Source organism: Flavobacterium yafengii, assembly GCF_030010375.1.
GTDB lineage: Bacteria > Bacteroidota > Bacteroidia > Flavobacteriales > Flavobacteriaceae > Flavobacterium > Flavobacterium yafengii.
Map to the genome: position 1 here is coordinate 264,017 of NZ_JASCRY010000002.1, position 16,248 is coordinate 280,264.

Consider the following 16,248-nt stretch of genomic DNA (forward strand, 5'->3'; position numbering starts at 1 on the left):
GTAAAAGAATAAGTATTGAGTTTTCAATTGTTAAGAAGTATAAAAAGTAGTATTTATAAAGATAGTACGTATGGAAAATATTGAAGATGACGTGGAAGGTTTCCAACAAAAAAAGCATTCAATAGCTGATTCTAAACTATCAGAAGTGGAAACATTGCAACTGATACATGAATTAGAAGTTCATCAGATAGAATTAGAGCTGCAAAAAGAAGAACTTATTCTTGCGAAAGAAGAAGCCGAAATGGCTACGCAAAAATATACTGAATTGTATGATTTTGCTCCTTCGGGTTATTTTACACTAACAAATTCAGGAAAAATAACACAACTCAATCTTACCGGTTCTCAATTATTACAAAAAGACAGGTCAAAATTAATAAACAGTCAATTTGGATTTTTCATTTCGGATGATACAAAGCCAATCTTCCATGAATTCTTAAGTAATGTTTTCCATACCAATAGAAAAGAATGTTGTGAAGTAAAACTGTTTTTAGAAAACAATTTCACTATAAATGTTTACCTCACAGCAGTACTTTCTGAAAATAGAGATGAAGCTTTAATTACTGCCGTAGATATTACACAACTCAAATTGACAGAATGTGCGCTGAGAGAAAGTGAAAAGCGGTACAGAGAATTATTAAACAATCTTGATGTTGGGATTATCTTGCATGATAAAGACACTTCGATAATTTTTTCTAATTCTAAGGCTTCTCAATTGATAGGTTTGGATAAAAATCAGATGAATGAAAAACAGATTTTTAATCCTGAGTGGGAATTTATAAAAGAAGATAACAAACCTTTGGCTCAGGAGAATTATCCGGTAAACGAAATTCTAAACACTAAAAAGCCTGTAAAGAATTTTATAATTGGAATTAAAAAAAGCGAGAATGATTCAATTAAATGGCTTCTGATAAATGGTTTTCCTGTGTTTAATAATTCAGGAGAAATAGCTGAAATAGTGATCAGTTTTATTGAAATTACGGTATTAAAAAAATTAGAAATTGAATTGATTAAATCTAAGGATCAAGCCGAAGCGGCAAACAGGGCAAAATCTAGTTTTTTGACTAATATGAGCCATGAAATAAGGACTCCTTTAAACGGAATCATTGGTTTTACTGATTTGTTGATGAAAACAAATCTGGATAAAAATCAGACGGAATATATGAATACAGTTCATGAATCAGCTACAATATTAATTGAGATTATTAATAATATTTTAGATTTTTCAAAAATTGAATCCGGTAAATTAGAACTGAATATTGAAGAAGTTAATATTTTTGAACTGATTCATCACGTAATCGATATTTTTAAATACCACGCAGATTTAAACAATATAGATTTAATCGTAAATATTGACAAAAAGGTCCCCAATTATGTTTTAACAGATTCTATTCGATTGAAACAAATTTTAGTAAATTTAATTGGCAATGCGTTGAAATTTACAAAAGATGGATATGTTAAGTTAAACATTAGTAATACTGTTAATCCTGAAAATGAAAATCAATGCCATTTAAATTTTTCGGTAAAAGACACAGGTATTGGAATTAAGGACGAAAATCAAGAAAAAATATTCCAATCATTCATACAGGAAGATAGTTCAATTACTCGAAAATTTGGCGGAACAGGTTTAGGATTGGCTATTACAAACCAGCTTTTAGCTTTAATGAACAGTGAATTAGAACTAAATAGTCATTATGGAGAAGGAAGTGAGTTTTTCTTTACGGTTGAATTAGAAAAATCAAATCATGAATACGATTCAAAAGATTTAGATGATAATGTTGAGGTAGTAGAAGGAATTCCTTTTGACAAAAATTTATTAAACAAAAAAATATTAGTAGTTGAGGACAATAAAATCAATATGCTTTTGGTAAAAACATTACTTAAATCAATACTTCCGGGAAGTACGGTATTAGAAGCTTCGGATGGTAAAAAAGCGATCAAATTGTATAAAAAAGAAAAACTGGATTTAATTTTGATGGACATTCAAATGCCACATAAAAATGGATATGAAACTACTGCCGAAATTAAACAACTAAAGCAATACAATAATATTCCCATAATTGCCTTAACTGCTGGAATAATGTTAGGCGAAAAGGAAAAATGCTTAGAATCAGGAATGGATGATTATGTTTCTAAACCCATTATACGATCTAACTTAGAAAAGGTGCTTTTTAAATGGTTGAAAAAATAATTTTTTTTTACACAAACCACCGTTTAGGCTTGTATTCATACTTTTTTAAACCAAATTTTTTGATAGCATGTTTATTAAGATGCTCAATCAATTCCTCTACTGAGTCCGTTACAAATAACAGGCTCATATCCTCGGGACTGATACTCTCATTTTGTGACATGACTTGAATATGATGGTACAATTCTTTATGATATTCTGTATCAAAAATTACTATCGGGAAATTATTGATTATTTTATTTTGAATCAAAGTTAGCGCTTCAAATAATTCGTCGAGAGTGCCTATTCCTCCTGGCATTACAATGAAAGCATAGGAATATTTTATTAAAATAACTTTCCTCACGAAAAAGTACGGAATGTAAATCCATTTGTGCAAATAAGGATTTGGTTTTTGTTCAATAGGAAGAACAATATTGGATCCCACAGAATAACCTCCTGCTTCATACGCACCTTTATTTGCCGCCTCCATAATTCCGGGACCGCCACCAGTCATTACTGTAAACCCTAATTTTGCAATTTCGGCACCAATTTTTTCAGCACTTTTGTAATGTTCCGTTTCCGGACCAAATCTGGCAGAACCAAAAACGGTAACACAAGGACCAATAAAATGCATTTTTTGAAAAGCTCTAATGAAGTTATATTGAACTTTGAAAGTAAAAAACAGGTTTTTTAATCGTGTCAAAGGCCCTCTTACAAATAAAGATTCGGATTTTGAAAGTCTATATTGGCGCGGTTTTTCCATGATGACACTAAGTTAGGAAAAAATAATAGTTAAATTCTGAAAGTTCAAAAACAAAACTCAAATGCCACTTTATTGAAAAAAGACTGTTGGCTAAAATTCAATAATTACAACTAAAAACAACCTCCATGATGCAAATGCTTTGGGCTATTTATTGCTTTTTTTCCAAAATAGTTTTAATGATTTCCTCTTTGGATACCACACCGGATTGTCTCCATAACTGCTTTCCGTTTTGGAACAAAATCATCGTTGGAACACCTCGAACCTGATACAGACTTGAAATTTGCTGGTTTTTGTCCACATCAATTTTGATGATGGAAACGTTATCACCTAAGCTGTCTTTTACTTCTCTCAAAATGGGACTGAGCATTTTGCAAGGTCCGCACCATGTGGCAAAAAAGTCTACTAAGACTGGTTTGTCTGAATTGATAATCGTAGCGAAATTATTCATCTTTATTGTATTTATTGTTAGGAATAGTACAACCATTAGAACCACAACCCAAATTAAAAATGACTTGAATGAAGAAAAATAGTCCAAAACCAATGAACATCCAATCTTTTAAAATATAGGCTTGAGCAAATAAAAATAAGGCAAACACCAGACGAACCCAGCGCATAAGATGCCAATTTGTAAATATTAATGCTTTCATTTTTTTCGAAAAAAAGAATTTAGTTTTACGGATTTATTTTTTTGATTTTATACTTCTCATCATAAGAAATAACGTCTTGCAATACTTCGATTGCAATTTCATTTTTACTGACAATTAATACTTCAGCAAAGTTACTGCTGATGCTTACATTTAATACACAGTCAATTCCTGCCAATTTTTTTGTGATGGTTTCCATACAGTCGCTGCACGTAATTCCATAAAATTCATATAAATTCACAACAACTTGATTGTTCTTTTTTAATTCGAAAAACAATTCAGAATTCGCTCTTGGTGCAATTGAATTTTCAGAAACATCCATTTTCAAAAAGTCAAAAGCGGCTGTAAAAAGCAGTTCATATTCTTCTTTGCTTCCGCCAAAAGGAGGACCAGATTCAAACATTCTATTGAACAATAATCCCGCCAAAATTCCTTCATCAGCCAAAAGTTGATGCATTTTCCAAACGTATTTTTGACGCATTGTTGGAGGCAAAGCACAGAAAAAAGTTTGCTCAAGAACCAAATCATAGTTCCCTTTATGTTCAAAGAAATCACCCAGTATAATTTGAATATTAGGATTGTTTTTGAACTTTTCTTTTAAAACTGCCATAGGTGTTGGCGCAATATCTATAACGGTTAGGTTTGTAAAACCTTGTTCCAAAAGATATTCAGCTTCATAACTGTTGCCACAACCAGGAATCAAAATACCGCAATTTTTATTGGCAATCGTATCTACATATGTTTGTATGGGCGGCGATACCTTGCCTAAATCCCACCCAGTAGTTTTGGCCTCGTATTGCGATTCCCAATAGGATGCGTCTAGCGGTTTATCGCAGGAAACGACACAACATTTTAACTCAGACATTTTATGTTTTTTTTCGGGTTGAAATTCCAAACGGGGAATACAATGGACAAAAGCTCACAAAACTGGTGATTATAAAAATAATTGCAAATGCTCCTAAAACAAGCGCAAGAGTTCCACCGATAGTATTAGTAAAATACAGTACCGCCACAATTGCTGCTAATGCGATACGAATAATTTTGTCTGTTAATCCCATGTTTTTTTTCATTGTACACTTTTATTTAGTTGTCAATTATTTCAAAACTTTACTTTGGCAAACGAAATCTGTTTTTGGAACATCCGTTTTTGCAATAGCACTAAAACCGCCTTCAATTTCGGTAAAATTTCTAAAACCACGAGCTTCCAAAATTGAAGCTGCAATCATACTGCGGTATCCGCCGGCGCAATGCAAATAAAAATGTTCTTTTGGATTAATATCTTTTATCCATTCGTTGAGAGCCGCTAATGGCTTATTGTATGCGTTTTCAATATGTTCCGCGCAATATTCACTTTCTTTGCGAATATCAATTATTTTACTTTCGCCAATTTTTACTGTTGCAGCAAATTGTTCAGCTGTAATTCTATTTACAGTATCAATTTCTTTTCCGGCTTTTGCCCAAGCATCAAAACCACCCTCCAGATGACCAATCAAGTTATCAAAACCCACACGGCTTAAACGTGTTACTGTTTCTTCCTCTTGACCCAGTTCACAAACAATTAAAATAGGTTGTTTTACATCGGCAATTAAAGCACCAACCCAAGGAGCGAAATCGCCATCAATTCCAATGTTTATCGATTGAGGAATAAATCCTTTGGCAAATTCTCCGTTCTTTCGGGTATCTAGAATTAATGCTCCGGTTTCTTCGGCAGCCACTTCAAATCCCACTACAGACAGCGCTCGCATTCCTAAATGCAATACGTTTTCAAAACTGTCATATCCTTTTTTATTCATCGCCACATTCATTCCAAAATAGGCAGGAGGAGGTAATAAACCTTCGGTTACTTCTTGTATAAATTCGGTTTCAGTCATATTGGCTCGCAACGCATAATTCGTAGCTTTTTGGTCGCCAATGGTTGATACAGTTTCCTTACTCATGTTTTTTCCGCAGGCACTTCCTGCACCGTGAGCCGGATACACAATGACATCATCTGCTAAAGTCATCACTTTATCTCTTAAAGAATGAAATAAAAGCCCCGCTAATTGCTCTTGTGTCATGTGTGCCGCTTTTTGTGCTAAATCCGGTCTTCCCACATCTCCAATAAACAAAGTGTCTCCGGAGAAAATGGCATGGTCTTTTCCCTTTTCGTCAATCAATAAAAAAGTGGAGCTTTCCATCGTATGTCCAGGCGTGTGCAATACTTTTATTTTGATGTTTCCAATGGAGAATTCCTGTCCGTCTTTAGCAGAAATACATTCAAATTCACAAGTTGCATTTGGACCATAAACAATAGGAGCGCCGGTTTCTCTACTCAAATCAACGTGTCCGGATACAAAATCAGCGTGGAAATGGGTTTCGAAAATGTATTTTAATTTTACGCCATCTCTCTCCAATCGGTCCAGATAGGGTTGGGTTTCACGTAACGGGTCAATAATGACTGCTTCACCATTTGAGGTTATATAGTAAGCACCTTGGGCTAAACATCCTGTATATATTTGTTCTATTTGCATGATTGCGTTTTTTAATTTTACAGTACAAATGTACTTCTGTTTTTTAGGATAAACAGTGACAATTGTTACATTCCATTTTTTAATTGAAGAAAAATTCTTTGATAATAATATAAATTCCCATTACTAATACAAACCAACCAAAGATTGGTTTTAGTTTAGTTCCATCTATTTTTTTTGAAAGCTTGATGCCAATAATCATTCCTATAAATGCCATACTTGAAATCATCAGTAAAAACGAATAATCTATAGATGTACCAATATATAAATCACCTCCAAAACCGATACTTGAGTTTATAAAGATAATCAATAATGAGGTGCCAACGGCTTGTTTCATTGGTAAATTAGCAAAAAATAATAATGCAGGAATGATTAAAAATCCACCTCCGGCTCCTAAAAATCCAGTTACAATTCCAATTAAAAATCCAATTAGTCCCAGCTGTGTATAATTTGTTTTTGGAGGATTCGGTACTGTTTTTGTTTTGCGTATCATAGCTATTGCCGCAGCTATCATGAGTACTGAAAAAACAATCATTATCAGGAAATTTTTAGATACTTGGTACGAAGCAATGGAGAAAATTGTTGCCGCTATTTTTGGGAAAATGACTTCCCGAATGATCAGTATCGAAAAAACCGAAGGAATGGCAAAGTATAATGCCGATTTAATTTTAAGATTTCCCATTTTATAGTGACTGATACAGCCAAATAAAGCTGTAATTCCCACTATAAATAGAGAATAACTGGTAGCAGTTTCTGGATCTATTTTAAAGAGATAAACCAGAATAGGAACAGTAAGTATAGATCCTCCGCCTCCAATTAATCCTAATGAAAGTCCAATAATTATTGAAGCAAAATAGCCTAAATATTCCATCTTAAAATTTTTTGAAGTACCATTTCTATCCATTTATTTACAAGAAATGGACTTCATTGAGCTAGTTTTATTTTAAAAGTTCAATGTTATTGCGATGTAAGGAAACAATACCGCGTTGTTCCATTTTTTTTAATAAACGGGAAATTACTTCTCTTGAGGTATTCAACTCAGATGCAATTTCTTGATGGGACAATTTCAATTCTTTACAGCCACAAGCCTCAGCATGGCGTTTTAAATAAAATTCCAAGCGCTCGTCCATTGCCCTAAATGCAATACTGTCAATCACTTCTAAGACTTCTTCAAAACGACTGCGATAAGAACCAATCACAAATTCATACCAACTGCGGTGCTGCATCATCCACTTATCCATTAATGGAAGCGGAACCATGATTAATTCAACATCCTCAACAACTTTAGCCATTATTTGGCTTTTTTCGTTTTTGGTGGCACAAATCATAGAAATGGCACAAGCTTGTCCGGGTTGCAAATAATACATGAAAAATTCACCACCATTTTCATCTTCGCGGTAAATCTTTATTTTCCCGCTGATTACTAAAACAGTGTTTTTGATATACTGCCCAGTTCGTATAATAATATCACCTGTTTGATAGGAATGAATAGTAGCATTGGCTTCTATTTCTTTCACTAATTCATTAGAAAATGAAGGGAAAATTTTTTTTACGGAATCAAGCATTTTTGGTCTTTTTTTCTATCGTTTGTATTGTAAAAGTAATCTAAAAAACTCAAAAAAGGATGGTAATTTTTGGCGTTAAAGAAAATGGCTAGTCCTTTATTGACGCTATATTGTTTACGCATTTCCTATGGATTTAATAGGCTATTTTTCGTAAAAATACTTGCTAATTTTATAGTTTATTGATAGTTAATGTTTTGCGAAAACGTTTTCTTATGAATATTATCCAATTAACAAATCGTTCGTTTATTGTTAGCTAAAATCTTTGTATTTTTACAAAAAACATCACTATGAATTTAACACAAGAAGATTGGGTTTCTCAATTTGAAACTGACGAAAACGCAGTAATTTTAGACGTGAGAACCGAAGCCGAATTTAACGAAGGAATTATAGCCAATGCCATTAATATTGATATTCATTTGGGACAAGGTTTTATCTCTGAAATTGAAGCGTTAGACAAAACAAAAAACTATTATGTGTATTGCCGCTCCGGAATGCGAAGTGCAAAAGCCTGTGAAATAATGAATGAGCTGGGTTTTGAAAATGCATATAACTTAGTTGGAGGCATTATAGAATGGGATGGCGAAGTAGTTGCTCCATAAAACACAAAGAGGCTGGTGCCTCTTTGTTTATTTAAAATTTAAATTAAAAACATAAAATACTTTAGTATGAATGTAATACCAGAAGAATTTCAAATCAGTACTTTATTAAATCAAGATACGTATTTAGTTGATGGAGAATTAAAAAAATGGACCGGCCAGACCACTCCGGTTTTTTCAACAATTTCATCCACGGAAGAATACGGCCCAACTATTTTAGGTTCAATCCCGTTTATGGGAGAAGCTGAAGCGCTGGAAGCAGTTAATGCGGCTAGTGCGGCCTATAATAACGGTCAAGGATTATGGCCTACCATGAAAGTTGCGGATCGCATCAAATGCATGGAAAATTTTGTTACACAAATGAAAACAACCCGTAAAGAAGTTGTTAAATTATTGATGTGGGAAATTGGAAAATCATTAGGCGATTCTGAAAAAGAATTTGACAGAACCGTAGAATATATCTATGATACAATCGACAGCTTAAAAGAATTAAACAGTCGCAGCGCTCATTTTTCTAAAGTACAAGGAATAAATGCCATGGTTCGTAGAGGACCGCTTGGTGTTGTTCTATGTCTTGGACCTTATAATTATCCGTTAAATGAGACTTTTTCGTTACTGATTCCTGCTTTGATTATGGGGAATCCAGTGATTTTTAAACCTGCCAAACACGGTGTTTTATTGATTTCACCTTTATTGGAAGCTTTCAGAAGCAGTTTTCCAAAAGGAGCCATCAATATTGTGTACGGTCGCGGACGTGAAGTGGCTTCGCCAATAATGAAATCCGGAAAAGTAGATATTTTGGCTTTGATAGGAAACAGTAAATCAGCGATTGCATTACAAGACCAACATCCGAATAAAAACAGATTGCGTTTGATATTAGGTTTGGAGGCAAAAAATCCTGCGATAATCCTTCCGGATGCTGATTTAGATTTGGCTATCCAAGAATGTATCGCTGGCTCTTTATCGTTCAATGGACAGCGTTGTACGGCTTTGAAAGTGTTGTATGTACATGAGTCTATTGCCGATGAGTTTAACAAACGTTTTGCTGCCAAAGTGGATGCGTTGGTTTTTGGAAATCCTTGGGATGCATCCGTGTTTCTGACACCTTTACCAGAAAAAGAAAAACCGGCTTACATTCAGGAATTGATTGATGATGCGACTAGTAAAGGAGCTGCTATAATCAATGAAAAAGGAGGGAAGCATTCGTGTAATTATATTTTTCCGGCAGTTTTATTTCCTATAAATAAAGAAATGCGAGTGTATCACGAAGAGCAATTTGGTCCAGTTGTGCCTATTATTTCTTTCAAAGACATTCAAGAGCCTTTGAACGATATGGCCGAATCAAATTACGGGCAACAAGTGAGTTTGTTTGGAAAAGACATTAAAACAATTGCACCGCTTATTGATGCTTTGGTAAATTTAGTGTGTAGAGTAAACTTGAACAGTTCTTGCCAAAGAGGACCGGATGTTTTCCCATTTACTGGGCGAAAAGATTCTGCTGTAGGAACATTGAGTATTCATGATGCCTTGCGTTCATTCTCGATTAGAACCTTTGTAGCGTCTAAAGACAATGAGTATAACAATGCTATTTTACAGGAATTATTGAGTAGTAAAGAATCTAATTTCATCAATACCGATTATATTTTGTAATCTTTTTTAATTAAAAAATTTAAGCCGTTTCGTTTTTTCGATACGGCTTTTTTTATGGGATTCTGGCATGGAATTATTATTCTCTTCTCAGTGAAATTTAAATAATAAATAAATAATAAATCCTTACGGTAAACCGTAAAGTAATGAAGAAGTATTGCATTACATTTGTGGGAATTGTCTTTTTTTCTACATGGAAATTACATTAAATATGAGGACAATTATTTAAAATACAACTATGAAACAACTTTACAGGATTATTTTTCTTTTTTTCTTAATAATTTCAGTTAATAATTTAAATGCTAGAATCAATACCCATTATTTAGATAAGGAAAAGAAAATCCTAGGAAAGGATGTCAATGATTTGGCTTTGCCAACTGCGACAATAACTGCAAGTGCTTCTTCGGTTTGTATTAACGGCACTCAGCCTGTAATAACTTTTACAGGAATAGGGGGAACGGCTCCTTATACATTTACATATAAAATTAATGGTGGACCTGATGCTAGCATTGTATCTGCAGGAACAGGAGATATTGCTACTTTGAGTGTTCCAACTACAGCAGTCGGAGATTTTATATATACATTGGTAAGTGTTATGGATAGTTCAAGTCCTTCACAAAGCCAAAACCAAACTGGAACAGTAACGGTTAAAGTTAACGCTTTGCCAGTTGTAGATTTTACATTTACCAATGACAATACTTGTTCAGGTACTGCTGTTCAGTTTAATTCAGCCATAGCAGGATTTGGAACTTATACTTATGCTTGGGATTTTGGGGATGGTTTTACATCAACAAGCCAGAATCCAAGTCATTCGTTTACATCGTTGGGTTGTAGTACAGGTACATTTTCTGTAAAATTAATTGTAACAGATACTAGCGGAGGCTGTTCAGTTTCGACCTCACATAATGTAACAGTAAAACAAAAACCAGATATAAATTTTAAAGATAATAACAGTTCATTTTCTCCATTTAGTAACTGTCAAAATGCTTCAGCATTAAATCCTACTTACACTATATCTGTTGGAAATAGTTCTGTTTCAACTTCCTGCATTACTTCTTATACAATAGATTGGGGAGACGGGAGTTCGACTTCAAATTTTACTACTTTTCCACAAACACATGCTTACTCTCAATTGGGAGCGTATAATATGATTATCACAGCTCTAGGAACTAACGGATGCAGTAATTCTAAGACTTATGTTGTTAAGAATGTTACAAATCCCTCTGGTGGAATTGTAAGTCCGGGTAGTACAACCAATCTATGTGCTCCAACAGTAAATATTGATTTTGCAATTTCAGCTTGGGGAAATAATTCTATTGGAACTGTTTATGACATTGATTATGGAGATAATTCGGCAATTGTACATCTTACCCAAAGTCAATTAGAAAGTTCTTTGCAATATAACGCCACAAATCCTTCCGCATCAGCTAATTATTTGATTCCACATTCATACACAACTACAAGCTGTCCAGGTAGTGAATTTATAGTTAAATTAACGGTTACGAATGCTTGTGGTTTTACAACAGCTACTGTATCTAATATTAGTGTATTTGTAAAACCAGTTGCAAATTTTACAGTACCGGCAAACGTTTGTTCGAATGCAAGTATCTTGTTTACAAATACTACGATATCCGGTTTTAACCAGAATTGCAATCAAGATTCTATTTACACATGGAATTTTGGAGATGGTTCTCCTGAACAGCAATCAGTTAAAAATAGTAATCATACGTATACAACTCCTGGAAATTATACCGTGACACTAACAGCTGAAGGATATTGCGGTAAATCTATTAAAACCCAACCAATTTGTATAGAATCCCCGCTAGTCTCCCAATTTACCGTAGACACAAATTCTGGCTGTGCACCATTAGCGGTAAACGCAACCAATACAACTAACATTACCAATGTCTGTACTGCACCAACATATTTATGGAATGTTACTTATACAAATCTAAATTGTGATGTTGTTTCTGCTAATCCAGCATTTACAAACGGCACCAATTTAAATTCTGCCAATCCTTCTTTTAATTTTGTTGCCCCAGGGACTTATACCTTAAAATTAACTGTAACAAATTCTTGCGGGAGTACGAGTACTACTCAAATCATAACTGTAAAAAAGCCCCCAACAGCCATTATAAATGCTATTCCAAATGCTTGTGGTACAGCAACTATTTCACCAACGGCTGTAGTACAAGGATGTGCACCAGTTTCCAGTGTCTTAACGTATGCTTGGAGTTTTCCTGGCGGTACTCCAGCAACTGCAAACACTGCAATACCGGGAACAATTACTTATAATACTTCGGGAGATTATGAGGTTTCATTAACAGTAACCAATGAATGTGTCATCTCTACAATCGCCACCAAAACATTTTCTGTAAGTAAAAAACCTGTTTTAACTAATACAGCCTTAACCCAAACTATTTGTTCAGGTTCATCAACTGATTTGGTAAACCTAACTGCTGATACCGCTGGAACCACTTTTTCTTGGACAGCAACAGCAACATCGGGAATCACCGGTTTTATGACTTCTGGTGTAACGAACACAATTCCCGTTCAAACTATTGCAACAACAAATACATCTGCAGGTACTGTTACTTATGCCATTACTCCATCATTAAACGGATGCTCAGGGACAGTTGTGAATTACGTTGTTACGGTAAACCCAGCGCCAAATATTACAACCCAACCAGCTTCAAATACAATTTGTCAAAATGGAACACTTAGTGTTTTATCTGTTATTTTAAATACTTCAGTGGGAGCGCCAACGTATCAATGGTATTCAAATACAAGTAATAATGCAACTACTGGAACACCGCTTTCTGGAGAAACAAATGCTACTTATGCGCCGCCAAGTACAACAATTGGAACAATTTATTATTATTGTATTATTGCATTGGGTGGCTCTGGAGGCTGTTCTAGCATAACTTCTGCTATTGCAAATATTACAATCACTGCCGGTGCAACAGTTACGTTACAGCCAACTGCATCACAAAATCTTTGTATTGGAGGTACTATAGCACCATCATTAACAGTAAGTTATTCTGGCGGAACAGGAATTCCGAGTTATCAATGGTTTTCAAACACAACTAATACGAATAGTGGCGGAATCCTAATTTCTAGTGCTACCAATTCAAGTTATACACCACCAACTTTCCCAGTAACAGGAGTAAATTATTTCTATGCCGTTATAACATTATCAGGAAACGGCTGCGGTCCAATAACAAGTAATACAGCTGAAGTTAAAGTTGTTGCCGACCCAACTGTTACTTCACAACCATTAGCTACCCAAACCTTATGTCAAAGTGTTGCTCCAACGGATTTATCTGTGACTGCCGCTGGCGATGTTAGTGTTGGTGCACTATCTTATCAATGGTATTCAAACGGGACAAATTCAAATAGTGGCGGAACTTTATTGTCAGGAGCAACAAATACTACTTTTACGCCGCCAACTGCATCAGTGGGAACTCGTTATTATTACTGTGAAATTTCACAAAGTGGTTTGGGGTGTAATGCCAAAAGTAATGTAGCCACCGTAATTGTAAATCTTGCACCTGCAATTACTTTGCAGCCATCCTCAAGTACGTTATGTTTAGGTGCTACTCCTACACTCTTAAAAGTAGCTTATAGTAATGGAGTAGGAACTCCCCAATACCAATGGTATTCAAATACAACTAACTCTACAATAGGAAGTGCTTCAATTTTAGGAGCAACAAATGATAATTTCAATCCGCCAGACATAACTGTTGGGACAACCTACTATTATTGTATTATTACTTTGTCTAGTGGAGGGTGTTCTGTTTTAACATCTGCTATTGCAGAAATCAAAATCAATCAAAATCCTGTAATTGCAAACAAAAGCGCAGTAATATGCAGCGGTACGGCTTTTACGGTTGCACCTGACAATTCAAGTGGTGATATTGTACCAGTTGGAACTACTTATACTTGGACAACTCCTGTAATTAATCCTTCGAATGCTGTTAATGGCGCTCTTGCGGAAACAATTCCCCAAAATAATATCAGCCAAACGTTAATCAATAAAACAACCAGTCCAGCAACGGTTACTTATACCGTTAGTCCGATATCAGGATCTTGTGTTGGGACAAATTTTACAATTGTTGTAACTGTAAATCCATCTATAAACCCTAATAGTATTATCACAAATGGCACCTGTTTTGGCATTAATAATGGGTCGATACAAACTAATATTACTGGAGGAATTCCTTTTGCTACGGGCACACCATACTTAATTTCATGGATTGGACCAAACGGATTTACATCTAATGCAGCAAGTATTTCGAACCTGCAGGCGGGAGATTATACGCTTTCTGTTTTAGATGATGGTGGTTGTCCATTTTCAAAAAGTTATAAAATTACGGAACCTGATGCCATTGTTATCGAAACGGATCAAGAAAAGGATATTACTTGTTTTGATAATGCCGATGGTGCGATAGCAATTACAATAGCCGGAGGTACTTTAAATTATACTTATACTTGGACTAAAAATGGGACATCATTTGCAAATACCGAAGACTTATCTAATCTGAGTCCGGGCGTATATGCAGTTTCAGTCTCGGATAGTAACAATTGCGGGCCTGAAACTGCCACTTTCACAATTACAGAACCGCCTGTTTTAGCTCTAAATTTAGTGAGTCAAACCAATATTTTGTGTTTTGGAACTGCAACCGGAGCGATTGATATCAATGTAGCGGGAGGGACACCAGTTCAAATTTCTCCTGGTGTTTTTGATTATAATTATGCTTGGACAGGACCAAACGGATTTACAAGTTCCAACAAAAATCTAAATGCTATTTTCGCAGGAACCTATAACTTAACCGTAACAGATAATTCTGGATGTAGTAAAAATTTAGCCGTACTATTAACACAAACTCCAGAAATTATTATCACGGCAACTACAACTCCAATCATCTGTTATGGGGATAATAATGCATCTATTAATATTGCAGTTTCTGGCGGTATTGCCCCTTATACGATTCAATGGAGTAATTTGGGAACTGGATTGTTTCAAGACAATCTCTCTGCGGGAGATTATCTAATTACAGTCACGGACGCTAATGATTGTGTAAAAACACTGAATGTAAACATACCCGAAGCCCCTATATTTACTATTAATCCAGTGGTTAAAAATATCTCTTGCTTTGGAATGAATGATGGTAGTATAAATCTAAATTTAGTAGGAGGAATTTCTCCAATAAAACTGGTATGGAGTGATGGAAGTACGGCCGGTTTGACTAGAAATAATTTAGGGCCAGGAACTTATACAGTAACAATTACTGATGGAAAACCATGTACTATCTCTAGAACATTCATAATATTGGAACCACAAAAATTAGTGCTTTCGGCCAATGTTACCCATGCATTCGATTGTGATAATGCCAATAGTGGCGCTATTAATCTGCTGGTTGCTGGTGGAACGCCGCCATTCACATACGCATGGTCAAACGGTGCCACAACGGAAGATTTAACAGCTATTTCTGCTGGAAATTATTCGGTATCTGTTACTGATGCCAGAGGTTGTACAAAATCAATACAGAATGCTATAAACAGACAACCACCGATTGTAATTGGAGTAGATACAAAAACCGATTTTAACTGTGAAACCAAATATGTAAAACAAACCTTTGTAGCTCAAGTTTCAGGCGGAATGCCTCCTTATCAATTATCGTGGTCGAGCGGAACAGTAAGCGGAGCCAATAATGAAATGATGAACACCAATCAAAATGGAACGGTTGTTTTGGGTGTTACCGATAATTTGGGATGTACAGCCAATTACAGTTTTAATGTAAAAAATCCAGTTTTAGGAAATCCTGATTTTACTACAAATTCCATTGGGTTCTCTACCTATGGAATATATTCGATTATTGATCCAATTCAGTTCACAAATACAGCTACGGGTGATTATATCAATATCGCTTGGGATTTTGGTGATGGTAGCGTTTCTAATGAAGTAAATCCAATTCATTCTTTCGTCAAAGAAGGAAGTTATGTAGTGACTCAAACGATTACCTATCCTTTTGGATGTATTTATACACATATAATTACATTAACAGTAGACAAAGGATATGAATTGATGAGTCCTAATGGATTTACGCCAAATGGAGATGGAATTAATGAAACTTTTAAACCCGTTTTTGTTGGATTGAAATCACTTCAACTGGATGTGTATGATACTTGGGGAGAATTAGTATATTCTGAAACTGGTGAGACATTACAGGGCTGGGATGGAAAAGTAAAAGGAAAAGAATCAGAAAACGGGAATTATTATTACAAAGTAAAAGCAACCACTTTTTACGGGACAGTAGTAAGCAAAGATGGTCCTTTTACACTAATCAAATAAGAATAGC

General features: G+C 35.0%; 13 protein-coding genes. 4 read left to right on the forward strand and 9 right to left on the reverse strand.

What is annotated here, in order from left to right:
• Positions 1-70: 70 nt before the first annotated feature.
• Complete coding sequence (locus QLS97_RS08725) at positions 71-2,188, forward strand: PAS domain-containing hybrid sensor histidine kinase/response regulator (RefSeq protein ID WP_282715960.1); 2,118 nt, start codon at positions 71-73, stop codon at positions 2,186-2,188.
• Positions 2,189-2,195: 7 nt separating this feature from the next.
• Here the strand turns inward: QLS97_RS08725 and QLS97_RS08730 are convergent, their stop codons facing one another.
• From QLS97_RS08730 to QLS97_RS08770, 9 genes are all read right to left on the reverse strand, one after another.
• Entirely contained in the window at positions 2,196-2,927 is a 732-nt protein-coding gene (locus tag QLS97_RS08730; RefSeq protein ID WP_282715961.1) for an LOG family protein, read from the reverse strand.
• A gap of 148 nt (positions 2,928-3,075) precedes the next feature.
• Positions 3,076-3,375: a thioredoxin gene (gene trxA, locus QLS97_RS08735; protein WP_282715962.1), complete on the reverse strand. Its 300-nt coding sequence runs from the start codon at positions 3,373-3,375 to the stop codon at positions 3,076-3,078.
• Positions 3,368-3,574 carry a hypothetical protein gene (locus QLS97_RS08740; protein WP_282715964.1) on the reverse strand — a complete coding sequence of 69 codons (207 nt, stop codon included), beginning with the start codon at positions 3,572-3,574 and terminating at the stop codon, positions 3,368-3,370. The genes trxA and QLS97_RS08740 overlap by 8 nt, the downstream gene beginning before the upstream one ends.
• A gap of 25 nt (positions 3,575-3,599) precedes the next feature.
• A complete protein-coding gene (locus tag QLS97_RS08745) occupies positions 3,600-4,436 on the reverse strand; it encodes a methyltransferase domain-containing protein (RefSeq protein WP_282715966.1) in 837 nt (278 codons plus the stop codon).
• 1 nt (position 4,437) lies between these two features.
• Entirely contained in the window at positions 4,438-4,641 is a 204-nt protein-coding gene (locus QLS97_RS08750; protein ID WP_282715969.1) for a YgaP family membrane protein, read from the reverse strand.
• 24 nt (positions 4,642-4,665) lie between these two features.
• Complete coding sequence (locus QLS97_RS08755) at positions 4,666-6,081, reverse strand: MBL fold metallo-hydrolase (protein WP_282715971.1); 1,416 nt, start codon at positions 6,079-6,081, stop codon at positions 4,666-4,668.
• A gap of 79 nt (positions 6,082-6,160) precedes the next feature.
• The gene (locus QLS97_RS08760; RefSeq protein ID WP_282715973.1) at positions 6,161-6,949 is read right to left on the reverse strand and encodes a sulfite exporter TauE/SafE family protein; all 789 of its coding nucleotides are present in this window, start codon (positions 6,947-6,949) and stop codon (positions 6,161-6,163) included.
• Positions 6,950-7,016: 67 nt separating this feature from the next.
• A complete protein-coding gene (locus QLS97_RS08765) occupies positions 7,017-7,643 on the reverse strand; it encodes a Crp/Fnr family transcriptional regulator (protein WP_282715976.1) in 627 nt (208 codons plus the stop codon).
• Positions 7,628-7,765 carry a hypothetical protein gene (locus QLS97_RS08770; RefSeq protein ID WP_282715978.1) on the reverse strand — a complete coding sequence of 46 codons (138 nt, stop codon included), beginning with the start codon at positions 7,763-7,765 and terminating at the stop codon, positions 7,628-7,630. The genes QLS97_RS08765 and QLS97_RS08770 overlap by 16 nt, the downstream gene beginning before the upstream one ends.
• Before the next feature lie 165 nt (positions 7,766-7,930).
• On the opposite strand from QLS97_RS08770, the gene QLS97_RS08775 reads away from it, so the two are divergent.
• From QLS97_RS08775 to QLS97_RS08785, 3 genes are all read left to right on the forward strand, one after another.
• Complete coding sequence (locus tag QLS97_RS08775) at positions 7,931-8,242, forward strand: rhodanese-like domain-containing protein (protein WP_099715790.1); 312 nt, start codon at positions 7,931-7,933, stop codon at positions 8,240-8,242.
• A 66-nt stretch (positions 8,243-8,308) separates the two neighbouring features.
• A complete protein-coding gene (locus QLS97_RS08780) occupies positions 8,309-9,889 on the forward strand; it encodes an NADP-dependent glyceraldehyde-3-phosphate dehydrogenase (RefSeq protein ID WP_282715981.1) in 1,581 nt (526 codons plus the stop codon).
• Between the two features lie 235 nt (positions 9,890-10,124).
• Positions 10,125-16,241: a PKD domain-containing protein gene (locus QLS97_RS08785; protein WP_282715983.1), complete on the forward strand. Its 6,117-nt coding sequence runs from the start codon at positions 10,125-10,127 to the stop codon at positions 16,239-16,241.
• The last annotated feature ends 7 nt before the right edge of the window (positions 16,242-16,248 follow it).

Bases quoted from the DNA above. Each gene is read 5' to 3' on its own strand.
- QLS97_RS08730 (WP_282715961.1), bottom strand. From the start codon at position 2,927: ATGGAAAAACCGCGCCAATATAGACTTTCAAAATCCGAATCTTTATTT.
- QLS97_RS08785 (WP_282715983.1), top strand. From the start codon at position 10,125: ATGAAACAACTTTACAGGATTATTTTTCTTTTTTTCTTAATAATTTCA.
- QLS97_RS08745 (WP_282715966.1), bottom strand. From the start codon at position 4,436: ATGTCTGAGTTAAAATGTTGTGTCGTTTCCTGCGATAAACCGCTAGAC.
- QLS97_RS08765 (WP_282715976.1), bottom strand. From the start codon at position 7,643: ATGCTTGATTCCGTAAAAAAAATTTTCCCTTCATTTTCTAATGAATTA.
- QLS97_RS08775 (WP_099715790.1), top strand. From the start codon at position 7,931: ATGAATTTAACACAAGAAGATTGGGTTTCTCAATTTGAAACTGACGAA.
- QLS97_RS08750 (WP_282715969.1), bottom strand. From the start codon at position 4,641: ATGAAAAAAAACATGGGATTAACAGACAAAATTATTCGTATCGCATTA.
- QLS97_RS08740 (WP_282715964.1), bottom strand. From the start codon at position 3,574: ATGAAAGCATTAATATTTACAAATTGGCATCTTATGCGCTGGGTTCGT.
- QLS97_RS08770 (WP_282715978.1), bottom strand. From the start codon at position 7,765: ATGCGTAAACAATATAGCGTCAATAAAGGACTAGCCATTTTCTTTAAC.
- QLS97_RS08755 (WP_282715971.1), bottom strand. From the start codon at position 6,081: ATGCAAATAGAACAAATATATACAGGATGTTTAGCCCAAGGTGCTTAC.
- trxA (WP_282715962.1), bottom strand. From the start codon at position 3,375: ATGAATAATTTCGCTACGATTATCAATTCAGACAAACCAGTCTTAGTA.
- QLS97_RS08725 (WP_282715960.1), top strand. From the start codon at position 71: ATGGAAAATATTGAAGATGACGTGGAAGGTTTCCAACAAAAAAAGCAT.
- QLS97_RS08760 (WP_282715973.1), bottom strand. From the start codon at position 6,949: ATGGAATATTTAGGCTATTTTGCTTCAATAATTATTGGACTTTCATTA.
- QLS97_RS08780 (WP_282715981.1), top strand. From the start codon at position 8,309: ATGAATGTAATACCAGAAGAATTTCAAATCAGTACTTTATTAAATCAA.